This is a genomic window from Devosia sp. WQ 349K1 (genome assembly GCF_016595685.1).
Classification (GTDB): Bacteria; Pseudomonadota; Alphaproteobacteria; order Rhizobiales; family Devosiaceae; genus Devosia.
In genome coordinates this window covers 30569-42391 of sequence record NZ_JAENGO010000008.1, presented here as the reverse complement: position 1 = coordinate 42391, position 11823 = coordinate 30569, and the positions used below count along the sequence as shown (strand labels likewise).

Here is an 11823-nt window from a genome sequence, read left to right as displayed (position 1 = left end):
GAGGCGGGGGATGCGCAGCAGAGCAGGGCAATGGGTTGGGTGTTTAGCGCTCGGCCTGTTCGCCGCTTTTTTGGTAAGCCCCGCCTCGGCGCAATTATTGCCCAATCACGCCGATGCCGATGCTCGTGAAATCTTGCCCGATTTGCAGCCGGTTCCGGCCATACGGTTTCTGACAACGACAGATTTCCCCCCCTTCAACTTCCGCGACAGCGCGGGGGAGGTCGTTGGGTACAATATCGATCTGGCGCGACGGATTTGTACCGAGATCGATATCGCCTGCACCATACAGGCTTGGCCGTGGGATCAGGTGGTGTCGGCCTTGGAGGACAATCAGGGTGATGCCGTTATCGCTGGTGTCGCGATGACGCCAGAGACCGCGGGCGCGATTGATTTTTCAGCGATCTATCTGGCTTTGCCGGGACGGTTCGTCACGCGTGCCGAAGACGTCGATGGCTTTGACCCAGATGCTTTGGCAACGCTCAAAGTTGGTGTGCGTGACGGTAGCGCCCATGACGCGTTTTTGCAGCACTATTTTCCAACAGCCGCACGCGTCGCTTTTGCCTCGGAAGGGGAGGCGCTTGCAGCTCTCGCGGCAAGCGAGGTCAAAGCCTATTTCGGCGACGCCATGCGCGCGGCGTTCTGGCTCAACGATAACCCCGCCTGCTGTAATTTTGCTAGCGAGCCGTATTTCCGTCCCAACCAGTTTGGCGAAGGTCTGGCCGTGGGCGTGCGCGCCGGACAGGACAAAATCCGACATGCCATTGATTGGGCGCTGGTGCGCCTCAAGGACAATGGCACGCTGGATGAGCTTTATCTGCGCTGGTTCCCCGTTGGTTTTTACTGACGTTATTTAGGTTGAGCGGACATAGCTGCGGCAGTGATCGGCGAATACGCGCAACTTGGGCTCCATGTTTCGCCGGCTCGGGAAATAGAGATAGAAGCCTTTAAATTCCGGCAGAAAATCATCCAGAACCCGGACTAGTTCGCCCCGTGCGAGATAAGGTTGATAGGTTTCTTCCATCCCGATGCTGATGCCGCCACCGGCAACGGCGATACGGATCATAAGCAACATGTCGTTGGTGGTGATCTGGGGATTTACAGCAACATCAAAGTCATGGCCGTGCTGCGCAAACTCCCAACGATAGGGCGCATTGTGGGGCTGGGACCGCCAGCCAATGCAGCGATGCTTGAGCAGGTCTTGGGGGACCAGAGGCGCGCCATGGGTGGTAAGATAGGCAGGACTTGCCACAGTGACCTGTCGTTGCATGCCCGTGAGGGCAATGGCAATCATGTCCTGGTCGATCACTTCGCCCAGCCGCACGCCGGCGTCAAAGCCCGCACCTACGATGTCCCCCTCATCGTCGCTGAGGGTGATGTCGAGAGTGATTTCGGGGCATGCCGCGGCAAAGCTGGCAATCAGCCCGCCCGATAGGAATCTCTCCGCAATGGAGGTTGAAATCAGGCGCAAATGGCCGCGCGGCCGCTTTTGGTCGCTAACATCAGAAACCGCACTATCAAGTTCACTCAGCGGCGCCCGCAAGCGCGCCGCCAAACGTGCGCCGGTCTCCGTCAGGCGGAGATTTCGTGTCGTGCGAACCGCCAGCGCTACGCCCAATTGATCTTCGAGCTTGCGCACACCTTGGCTGACTGCAGATCGGGTTATGCCCAGCCGTTCCGCCGCCGCCGTGAAATTACGCGTTTCCGCAACAGTCAGAAACATGGCCAGCAGGCCATAGTCGGGTGCTGTCATTGGTTAGTTTTGCTTATCAACGTGTCGATGATTGGCTGGATAGTGCGGACAATTAATCGGACTTAGCCTGTTCTCGCAACAGCAAAGGATATTGGTATGACATCGCTCGATACGTGCGCGCCGATCCGGCACAGCCGCCTCACCTTGCCAAGCTCAATTGTGTTCGCGCTCGTCGCGACATTTCTCGTTTCATCAGTGCAAGCGCAGGACTTAGCCATGGATGCTGATCACCCCTATGTCGGTATGTGGGTCACCGCTGACGGCGTTATTCGCCAAGAACTCTTACCCAATGGCCGATATGAAGAGGCCCGGGGTACGCGGGAGCGTGCCTATCAGGGCCGCTACGCCATCAACGGCAATCATATCGATTACTGGGATGACACCGGATTTACGGCAGACGGGTATTTTGACAATGACGTGCTCTATCACGGTGGCATGATCATGCATCGCCGCGTAGATCCCCAATAAGAGTTAAGCCGCGGGTTCTGCCCGCGGCTTTCATTAATCGGGCAGTCTGCGGTGCCGGGCGCGGGCGGCCACTTCGATTGCGGCGGTGGTGAGGCGATCTAGCGTCAGGCGATCGCGCAGCATTTCCAAGAACCGCAGCTCTTCCTGTTCCAACTGAAGATCGACAGCGGTGACCTCAACGGCGAGTGCGTAAGCCGTGTCCTGCAGTTTTGTCGGGATTGCGAAGAGCGCCTTGTCGAGCGCGAGGTCCAGTCCATCGTCGCTATTGAGCACATCAGCGCAGTCATTGGCGACGTCGGTGAGGCGGGTGCGATCAAACCCGGCAAATACAGGCAAGCGACCGACAAGGGCTTCGATCCGGTTCAATTCCCGCTCAGTGATTGTGGCATCCGAGGATGCAGCAATGATCATAATGTGAATAAGCGCATCCTGAATGGGCGACGGCATAAATGGCCTCCTGAGATCGTTGCGCACAAAACTAGGTGCGGTTCGGTCGATCTGCAACCACCTGCGTCATTGACGCGGCGCAGATAGAGTGCAACACACCAAACCTTATCGTTCCCCGTGTTTTCGAAAGGCCACAATCCCTGTGTCGCCCGCCGCTTTACCTCCACTTGACCCCGATTTCTTCGAGCCCGCACAGACGGCTCGCGCTTGGCCCTTTGAAGAGGCCCGTAAACTGGTCAAACGGTTGGAAAAATCGGGCAAAGGGGAAGCCCTTTTTGAGACCGGTTATGGCCCCTCGGGCCTGCCGCATATCGGCACCTTTGGCGAAGTTGCGCGTACCACCATGGTGCGTACTGCGTTCCGCCTGCTGACCCGTGACCAAATCCCAACCCGTCTGCTGTGCTTCTCCGACGATATGGACGGCATGCGCAAGATTCCGGACACCGTGCCTTCCAAAGAAGCCATGGAACCGCATCTGCAAAAGCCGCTGACGGCTGTGCCTGATCCGTGGACCAACGAATACAACAGCTTTGGCGAGCACAATAACGCCATGCTGCGTCGTTTCCTCGACACCTTCGGGTTCGACTACGAATTCGCCAGCGCCACCGACTATTACAAGTCCGGCAAGTTTGACGAAGTGCTGCTGCGCGCGGCTGAACGCTATGATGATATCATGGGCGTCATGCTGCCGAGCCTTGGCGCGGAACGTCAGGCAACCTATTCGCCATTCCTACCGATCTCGCCAATTTCGGGCCGCGTGCTTTACGTGCCGATGAAGGAAGTCGATGCCAAGAATGGCACCGTGACCTTCACCGATGAAGATGGTCGTGACACGACCGTCTCGATCAAGGGCGGTAACGTTAAGCTCCAGTGGAAGCCGGACTTCGGTATGCGCTGGGCCGCCCTCGGCGTCGACTTTGAAATGTTCGGCAAGGACCACCAGACCAATCAGCACATCTACGACAAGATCTGCGCGATCCTCGGTGGCACGCCTCCAGAACACTATGTGTACGAGCTGTTCCTGGATTCCGAAGGCCAGAAAATCTCGAAGTCAAAGGGCAATGGCCTGAGCATCGACGAATGGCTGACCTATGCGCCGACCGAGAGCCTCGGGCTCTACATGTTCCAGAAGCCGCGCGTCGCTAAGCGTCTGCACTTTGATGTCATCCCGCGCGCCGTGGATGAATATGCGCAGTTCGTTGCTGCCTTTGAAAAGCAGGATGCGGCCGCACGCGTTGAAAACCCGGCGTTCCATGTCCACTACGGCAATGTGCCGAAGATCGACATGCCGATCACTTTCGCACTGCTGCTCAATCTGGCAACGGCTTCCAATCCGGAAACGCCAGAAGTCATGTGGGGCTATATCTCGGCCTACGCACCGGGCGTTTCGGCGGCAAGCCATCCGCATCTCGATGCGCTGGTTGGCTACGCCATGGCCTACTTCCGCGACTTCGTGAAGAAGAACTATCGCGCGCCAGACGATGTCGAACGCGCAGCGCTCGAAGCTGTTTCGGCAGCTTTCGCCGAGCTTCCTGCGGACTCGTCCAACGAAGACATCCAGAACGCAGCTCTCGACGTTGCTCGCAACATCGAGCGCTATCAGGATCATACGAAGAAGGGGCCAACTGGCGGTCCCGGCGTATCGGGCGACTTCTTCCAGATGCTCTATCAGGTGCTGATCGGCCAGGAACGCGGTCCGCGCTTCGGCTCGTTCGCAGCGCTCTATGGCATTGAGAACACCCGCAAGCTGATCGGCCGCGCTCTCGCAGGCGAACTGCAGAGCTAGGCCCTCGACTTGCAACACCAATCAACGCGCTCGGGTCAAACGATCCGGGCGCGTTTTTTATTGGCTGGCCCAGATGATGCGGGCGATCCAATCGATGTCTTTGAGCTCGAACACGCGGGGCGGATAGTTTGGATTGGCTGAATGCAGCTCCAGCTGTTTGGCGGATTGCCGGTGGAGGATTTTTGCCATGACCTCCCCATCATGGGTGCGCACGACGACGCGGTCCCCACGACGGACCTGCTCGGTCGGGGAGACCACAACCCGATCTCCCTCACGATAGACGGGCTCCATGCTATCGCCATGAATTTCAAGGGCATAGATGCCGCGCTCGGTGGAGACCGGAAGCTCGACTTCGTCCCAGTTTCGGCCCGCGGGAAAACCTGCGCTGTCAAAGAAACCGCCTGTTCCTGCTTGCGCTAGGCCGAGGAGGGGGATGACGGCTGGGGGCGGTTCGGCGAAACCGGCATGTTGACTGAAAGAGCCGGAGCCGTTCTCAAAACTGTCGAGCGTCTCGCCTGTCGCCTCAAGGATTTTGGCAATGCTTTCAGTGGATGGCCAGCGTTCGCGACCGTCTTTGCTGACCCGTTTCGAGACATTGAAAGCGGTCGCATCAAGTCCGGCCATTTTCGCGAGAGCGGACACCGAGAGACCATGACGCCGCGCCAGCGAGTCGATCCCATCCCAGATAGTGCGATGTGTGACCATCAGCGTGCCCTCACAGGACATTGGTCTTATGCCAAGAATTGTGTCCTAGGCTAATCCTGCTCTGAGGCCTTGTAAAGTGGGCGTTTCCCCGCTACCCCGGCACGAACTCCCCCGCGTACGAGCCCCCAAATGTCCCAAGTCAGTCCGAACCCCGAGTTCATTTATAAAGTCGCGACGGAGCCATCTTATGCTCCTTCCAGAGCGACGGGTTCCTATGCCGGGATGCCGATTGATGCGAGCGATGGCTATATGCATTTTTCGACAATTGATCAGCTCAAAGAAACGCTTAGCCGTCACTTCCGTGGGCAATCAGGGCTCGTGCTTCTGGCCATTCGGACTGCGGATCTCGCCGGGCCGGACCTTGTCTGGGAGCCTTCTCGTGGCGGTGCGCTATTCCCTCATCTCTACAATCGCCCGCTGCCGCTGAGTGCCGTTGCTTGGGAAGCGACCATCAGCGTTGATAGCGAAGGCAATACCGAACTGCCGGAGGCTGCACAGTGATCCTTTCTGCTTTTTCTCCCTTGTTGCGCAGTAAGTTACTCTCGAATTTGACGCTCGATGCGCTGATGAAGATGGACCCGGAAACGGCCCATGGCGCGACGATCACTGCGCTGCGCATGGGACTTTCGCCCCAGCAGCAGGGCCCTGACGCGCCAGAATTGGCGACGGAATTGTGTGGCCTCAAGCTCACGAACCCGATCGGCATGGCCGCTGGTTTTGACAAGAATGCCGAGGTGCCACGGCAGTTGGCGCTGTTGGGTTTTGGCATGACCGAGATCGGTACGGTGACGCCGCGCCCACAGGCGGGCAACCCAAAGCCACGCCTTTTCCGTGTGACCGAAGCGCAGGGCGTGATCAACCGTATGGGCTTTAATAACGAGGGGCACGATGTGGCCTTTGAGAGGCTCAGGAGTGTCCAAGTGCCGGCATCTTTGGGCGTCAACATTGGCGCGAACAAGGATAGCGAGGACTTCGTTGCCGATTATGTGCTCGGGGTGAACCGCTTCGCCGAACTGGCTGACTATCTCACCGTTAATATCTCCTCGCCCAACACACCGGGGCTGAGAAACTTGCAGACGGACGAAGCGCTGACCCGTCTTTTAGGTGAAGTGCTGGACGCACGCGCTAAGGCTAAAAAGCGCGTGCCGGTCTTGCTCAAAATTGCCCCCGATCTGGATGAGGCGGCGATGGACGCGATTGCCCGGGTTATTCTGGCGACCGATCTCGATGGCGTTATTGTCTCCAATACTACCATCGGTCGTGATCCAGTGGCGGGCATGAGCAATGCCACAGAGATGGGCGGGCTTTCGGGCAAGCCGCTCTTCCCACTCGCAACCCAGCGCCTTGCGCAGATGCGTCAGCGTGTTGGCGAGCTGCCTCTGGTGGGTGTTGGTGGGATCCATGACGCGCAGACGGCGCTGGCCAAGTTTGAGGCCGGTGCCAATGCGATCCAGCTCTATTCGGCGATGGTCTTTGGCGGGCTTGATCTGCTCGACCGGATCAAGGCGGGCCTGGTGAGCGAAGTCCGGAACGCTGGAAAGAAGAACATTTCCGAATTCGTCGGCACTAAGACCAATGATTGGGCGGCTGGTCGCCTTTAAGCGACCAGCTCCAGATTGGCGATTTTACGAGGCGGGGCTGAAAAGCTCCGCCTTTCGCTTTTCGATGGCGAAGAAATAGATGAGGCCACGGGCAACGAACCAGAGGTGCAAAGCGCCCCACAGGCCCCAGTTGCCGATGAGCGGCTGCAAGATCACTGCGGCAGCGCCAAAGACCACCAGAGAGGCCAGCATGCCATTGCGCATGACGACGTTCTGGGTCGTGCCCACCAGAATGCCGTCATAAACGAAGGCGGGCATAAAGGTGATGGTGCAAGCAGCCGCTATCGGCAGATAGTGCAGCGCATAAGCCTGAACATCGGGATTGGTGGTCATAAAGCCGATGACCCATGGCCCCGACAGATACCACGCCAGGCCCAGCACCAGAGAAATGCCAAAACCCCAGAGCATGGAGAGCTTGTAGGCGCTGTCAAAAGCTGGACGCCAATTGGCCCCCACGGCTTTACCTGCGAGCTGTTCGGCCGACTGGGCAATGCCATCGAGGAAATAGGCGATGACCATAAGCAGGTTGAGAAGGACCGCATTGGCGGCAAGGGGGATTTCGCCCATGCGAGTGCCTTGGGCCGCAAACCATCCATAAGCACTCATCAAGGCAACGGAGCGGATGGTAATGTCGCGGCTGAGGCCAAACATGCGTTTGACCGCAACGCCATCGCTCAACTCGCCCGGCGCAATGCGGCTAATGAGGGCGCCGATCCCGCCGTAATATTTGACCAAGATGGAGAGACCAACGGTGGCGGCAATCGCCTGTCCGATGACCGTGCCAAAGGCCGCACCGGGCACGCCCCAGCCGAAGCCGTGAACGAAGAGGACGGAAAGCGTGATGTCGATCAGATGCAGCAGCAATTGCAGCATCATGCCGGTCTTGGCCGAGGCGCGGCCATAGAACCAGCCAAGGAGCGCGTAGTTGATCAGCGAGAAGGGTGCAGACCAGATGCGCCAGTAGAAATAGTCAGATAGCGCTGCAGCGACCGGCGCCTCAGGGGCGAGACTGGTCATCCCGACCCACAGAATGGCGGGTGAGAGCACGATCATGAAAAGGCCTATGCCGACGCCCAAAATCAGCGAACGCGACACATGCAAAAGCCCGTCTCGCGGGTCTTTAGCGCCGATGGACTGAGCGACCAGGCCCGCTGTGCCAATGCGCAGGAAATAGGCCAGGGAAAACAGGAAGTCGAAGAGCAGTGCGCCCAACACGAGACCGCCCAGCATGGCCGCATCGCCCAAGCGACCGATGACGGCAATGTCGACGAGACCTACGAGTGGTTCGGTGATGAAGGCAATACAGGCGGGCAGGGCAATCGCCCACACGTCGCGGTGGCGGACGGTGAACGGATGTTGGGGGCGGGCAGACATTGTAGAACTCAATAGTTGAGCGTCTGCCCTATCAGGCCGAAGTGGGCCCTGTCACCCTACTGCGACACGTTGAGCTCGATTACGAGGTCCGCGCGGTCACGCGTTTTATCGACGAGGTCAAAGTTTGGCAGATCATTGCGCTCGATGTGGGCGCGATTACGCTCTTCGGTGAAGAGCCCTTCTTCGCCGTGTCGTCTGAGGAGGCGCGCTTTGACCAACTCGCGATCGACGTGAATGAAGACCGCATAATCGAGAAGGTCGCGCACTGCCGACCATGGTGCATCGCCGAGCAGCAAGTAATTGCCCTCGATGATGAGCGTGTGAACCTCCGGCGGCACTGTGAATGCCTTGTCCACCGTGTCTTCAATTTTGCGGCTATAGCCGGGGACGTCGATGCTACCCGTTGCCGTTTTGAGATCGGACAGGAATGAAACGAAGGCTGCGCCCTCGAATGTATGGGGCGCGCCTTTGCGGTCTTCTAGTCCCAGCGACACGATCTTGGCGTGTTTCATATGGAAGCCATCCATAGGAACAAGCGCTGACGTGCCCGGTTGGGTCGCATTGAGCGCGGCTACGACTTGAGCCGCGATCGTTGATTTGCCTGCACCGGGACCGCCAACAAAGCCGACGGCGATCCGCTTGCCCTGGGCCTCACCCTGCATATTATGGATATGCTGAACCAACCGCTCTATTGTTAGCTGCGGCGTGAGGTGGAGCGTATCGACCATATTTAGCGCGCTTTCGTGAGCCTGATGATGAGCCAGATCGGGACGACGACCGCCGCACCGGTGATAATGTAGGCGACAACCTGTCGCACTAACCCGCCACTATCGCGCAGCGCATCTTCAATCAAGCCCACAATGCTGTTGAACAGATCGGCAGCGTTAAAACCGAACATGGTCATGAAGAAGCCAGCCAGCGCGGACAGGAGCACAAGCTTGATCGCAACAGATAGCGGCCGACCACCAAGCAAGCGCTCCAGACCGGAACGCGCGTAGGGGGAAGAGTCTTCTGTCATAATGCCACTCCGTTTGGCTTGGATGTCGGCATCATATAGGGTTTTCTTTGCTTTGCAGTAGGTGCTCTTTGCCAAGTTTTGCGACATTTGCCATGCAGTGGTCACAGTTCTGGGAATTCACCGGAACCCGTTTCGGGGGCGGAGAGGCTGATAGTGACTAAAACGCAGCTCCCCTCGATCATTGAAAATTGGTTCACCACACGAGGTTGGTCCCCGCGCCAGCACCAAATGGATGTGTTGGAAAGCTATCAATCCGGCGCGTCGCAATTGCTTATTGCGCCTACCGGTGCCGGTAAAACTTTAGCGGGTTTTTTGCCGAGCCTCGTCGAATTGGTTGATGGGCGGTTTGACGGGCTGCATACGCTCTACATTTCGCCCCTCAAAGCGCTGGCTGTGGACGTGCAGCGCAACCTCTCGACGCCCATTGCCGAGATGGGGCTGCCCATCACAGTGGAAGCGCGCACCGGCGATACATCGGCCGCCAAACGCGCGCGGCAGAGGGCGAAACCGCCCCACATCATGCTCACCACCCCCGAGCAATTGGCGCTGCTGATTTCTCATCCGCATGCGGACTTGATGTTCGGGTCCCTCAAGCGCGTGGTGCTCGATGAATTGCATGCTCTGGTGACGAGCAAGCGCGGGGAGCTTTTATCCCTCGGCTTATCGCGACTGGCCAAGCTCTCGCCCGATCTGCGCATCACCGCACTCAGCGCGACAGTGGCGCGCCCTGATTTGCTGCGCGATTGGATTGCGCAACCAACGCAGGGGCGGCGGACGGACCTTTTGCATATGAAAGGCGGAGCCGCACCGGAGCTTGGAATTTTGGAGACCGAAGAACGCCTGCCGTGGGCGGGACACTCGGCGGCCTATGCGCGAGGTGAGCTTTACGAAATCATCAAGCGGCACAAGACGACGCTTCTCTTCGTCAACACGCGCTCGCAAGCCGAAATGCTGTTTCAAGGCATGTGGGACATTAACGAGGAGATGTTGCCCATTGCCCTCCACCACGGATCGCTTTCCGTCGAGCAGCGCCGCAAGGTGGAAGCGGCTATGGCCGAAGGCAAGCTCAAGGCGGTGGTGTGTACCTCAACGCTCGATCTGGGCATCGACTGGGGCGACGTCGATCTGGTGGTGCAAGTGGGGGCGCCAAAGGGGTCTTCGCGTATGCTGCAGCGGATTGGCCGCGCCAATCATAGGCTCGATGATCCGTCGAAAGCCTTGCTGGTGCCGTCCAACCGTTTTGAAGTGTTGGAATGCGAGGCGGCGGTGGAGGCCGTCAGTGAAGGGCAGCAAGACAGCGAGGACCCGCATCCCGGTGGCTATGATGTGTTGGCCCAGCATGTGTTGGGCATGGCCTGTGCAGAGCCGTTTTTGGCGGATGATCTTTATGCAGAAATACTGACCGCTTGGCCCTATCGCGAGCTGACGCGTGTTCTGTTTGATCGCATTCTCGATTTCGTCGCGACGGGTGGCTATGCCCTGCGCGCCTATGAGCGCTATGCGCGGCTGCGCCAAGCAGAGGATGGGCGCTGGCGCATTTCCCATCCTCAGATCGCGCAACAATACCGCCTCAATATCGGCACCATTATTGAAGAGCCGATGGTGCGGGTCAGGCTGATCCGCGCGCGCGGATTGAAAAAGGGCAAGTCTACCGGGCCAATTGGGGCAGGGGGGCGCGTGCTGGGGGAAATGGAAGAGTACTTCTTCGGCACGCTGCTGCCGGGGGACACGTTCATCTTCTCGGGCGAAGTGCTGTCTTTTGAGGGCATGAAGGACAATGAGGCCTTCGTTTCTCGGTCCTTCGATAAAGACCCCAAGGTGCCAAGCTATAATGGGGGACGGTTTCCGCTGACAACCTATCTGGCGTCGCGTGTCCGTCGCATCATGGATAGTCCGGATGAGTGGCATAAGTTACCCACCCAAGTGGGCGAGTGGCTGACACTGCAGAAGGAAGTGTCGGTCCTGCCCAAACGCGACAGCCTGCTGGTGGAGACCTTTCCGCGTGGGGCGCAGAACTATCTGGTGTGCTATCCCTTTGAAGGCCGATTGGCCCATCAAACCTTGGGCATGCTCTTAACCCGACGCCTCGAACGCATGAGGGCACGGCCTTTGGGGTTTGTGGCGTCAGAATATTCGCTGGCGATTTGGGGACTGGGTGATCTCTCGGCGTTGATCCGCACGGGACGGCTTTCGCTTGATGAGCTGTTCGACGAGGACATGCTGGGGGATGACCTCGAATCCTGGCTCGATGAAAGCGCGCTGATGAAGCGGACGTTCCGCAACTGCGCCATTATCGCGGGGCTGATCGAGCGGCGGCATCCGGGCAAGGAAAAGACCGGCCGGCAGATCACCATGAGCGCAGACCTGATTTATGACGTGCTCTATCAGCACGAGCCGGATCACATTCTCATTCAAGCGACGCGCCACGACGCAGCGCGGGGGCTTTTGGACATTGAGCGTCTGGGGCAGATGCTGACGCGTGTGCGCTCGCACATCGTGCATAAGCCGCTCGAGCGTGTCTCGCCGCTGGCAGTGCCGATCCTCTTGGATATTGGCAAGGAGCCGATTTTTGGCGAGGGGCGTGAGAGCGCTATGGCGGAGGCGGCCAATGAGCTGCTTGAGGAGGCGCTGGGCGTAATCAAAAATTAGGGCGAGGGAACTTTGTTCTCCCTCG

Annotated in this window: 12 protein-coding genes; 6 read left to right on the top strand and 6 right to left on the bottom strand. The window is 58.5% G+C overall.

The window, feature by feature from the left end; genetic code table 11:
• Positions 1 to 10 precede the first annotated feature (10 nt).
• Entirely contained in the window at positions 11 to 844 is an 834-nt protein-coding gene (locus JHL21_RS15685; protein ID WP_200214518.1) for a transporter substrate-binding domain-containing protein, read from the top strand.
• A 6-nt stretch (positions 845 to 850) separates the two neighbouring features.
• On the opposite strand, the gene JHL21_RS15680 is transcribed toward JHL21_RS15685, so the two are convergent.
• Positions 851 to 1750: a LysR family transcriptional regulator gene (locus JHL21_RS15680; RefSeq protein WP_200214517.1), complete on the bottom strand. Its 900-nt coding sequence runs from the start codon at positions 1748 to 1750 to the stop codon at positions 851 to 853.
• A gap of 96 nt (positions 1751 to 1846) precedes the next feature.
• Here JHL21_RS15680 and JHL21_RS15675 point away from each other — a divergent pair, with 96 nt between their 5' ends.
• Positions 1847 to 2218 carry an Atu4866 domain-containing protein gene (locus JHL21_RS15675; RefSeq protein WP_200214515.1) on the top strand — a complete coding sequence of 124 codons (372 nt, stop codon included), beginning with the start codon at positions 1847 to 1849 and terminating at the stop codon, positions 2216 to 2218.
• Between the two features lie 33 nt (positions 2219 to 2251).
• Here the strand turns inward: JHL21_RS15675 and JHL21_RS15670 are convergent, their stop codons facing one another.
• The gene (locus tag JHL21_RS15670) at positions 2252 to 2665 is read right to left on the bottom strand and encodes a tellurite resistance TerB family protein (protein ID WP_200214513.1); all 414 of its coding nucleotides are present in this window, start codon (positions 2663 to 2665) and stop codon (positions 2252 to 2254) included.
• A 142-nt stretch (positions 2666 to 2807) separates the two neighbouring features.
• Here JHL21_RS15670 and JHL21_RS15665 point away from each other — a divergent pair, with 142 nt between their 5' ends.
• Complete coding sequence (locus tag JHL21_RS15665; RefSeq protein ID WP_200214512.1) at positions 2808 to 4451, top strand: lysine--tRNA ligase; 1644 nt, start codon at positions 2808 to 2810, stop codon at positions 4449 to 4451.
• 57 nt (positions 4452 to 4508) lie between these two features.
• Here JHL21_RS15665 and JHL21_RS15660 read toward each other — a convergent pair whose 3' ends face one another.
• Positions 4509 to 5156, bottom strand: coding sequence for a helix-turn-helix transcriptional regulator (locus JHL21_RS15660; protein ID WP_200214510.1), 648 nt, complete (start codon positions 5154 to 5156; stop codon positions 4509 to 4511).
• Between the two features lie 129 nt (positions 5157 to 5285).
• Here JHL21_RS15660 and JHL21_RS15655 point away from each other — a divergent pair, with 129 nt between their 5' ends.
• Both JHL21_RS15655 and JHL21_RS15650 read left to right on the top strand, forming a co-directional pair.
• A complete protein-coding gene (locus JHL21_RS15655) occupies positions 5286 to 5657 on the top strand; it encodes a DUF952 domain-containing protein (RefSeq protein ID WP_200214508.1) in 372 nt (123 codons plus the stop codon).
• Complete coding sequence (locus JHL21_RS15650) at positions 5654 to 6757, top strand: quinone-dependent dihydroorotate dehydrogenase (protein ID WP_367948213.1); 1104 nt, start codon at positions 5654 to 5656, stop codon at positions 6755 to 6757. Before JHL21_RS15655 ends, JHL21_RS15650 begins: the two co-directional genes overlap by 4 nt.
• Positions 6758 to 6781: 24 nt before the next feature.
• Here JHL21_RS15650 and JHL21_RS15645 read toward each other — a convergent pair whose 3' ends face one another.
• From JHL21_RS15645 to JHL21_RS15635, 3 genes are read right to left on the bottom strand one after another with little or no spacing between them, the layout of a single operon-like run.
• Positions 6782 to 8131, bottom strand: a complete 1350-nt coding sequence (locus JHL21_RS15645) for an MATE family efflux transporter (RefSeq protein ID WP_182394782.1) — start codon at positions 8129 to 8131, stop codon at positions 6782 to 6784.
• 56 nt (positions 8132 to 8187) lie between these two features.
• On the bottom strand, positions 8188 to 8859 hold the full coding sequence (locus JHL21_RS15640; RefSeq protein ID WP_200214507.1) for a nucleoside/nucleotide kinase family protein: 672 nt from the start codon (positions 8857 to 8859) through the stop codon (positions 8188 to 8190).
• A gap of 2 nt (positions 8860 to 8861) precedes the next feature.
• On the bottom strand, positions 8862 to 9149 hold the full coding sequence (locus tag JHL21_RS15635) for a DUF6460 domain-containing protein (RefSeq protein ID WP_169196168.1): 288 nt from the start codon (positions 9147 to 9149) through the stop codon (positions 8862 to 8864).
• Positions 9150 to 9302: 153 nt separating this feature from the next.
• On the opposite strand from JHL21_RS15635, the gene JHL21_RS15630 reads away from it, so the two are divergent.
• Positions 9303 to 11798 carry a ligase-associated DNA damage response DEXH box helicase gene (locus tag JHL21_RS15630; RefSeq protein WP_367948212.1) on the top strand — a complete coding sequence of 832 codons (2496 nt, stop codon included), beginning with the start codon at positions 9303 to 9305 and terminating at the stop codon, positions 11796 to 11798.
• Positions 11799 to 11823: the final 25 nt, after the last annotated feature.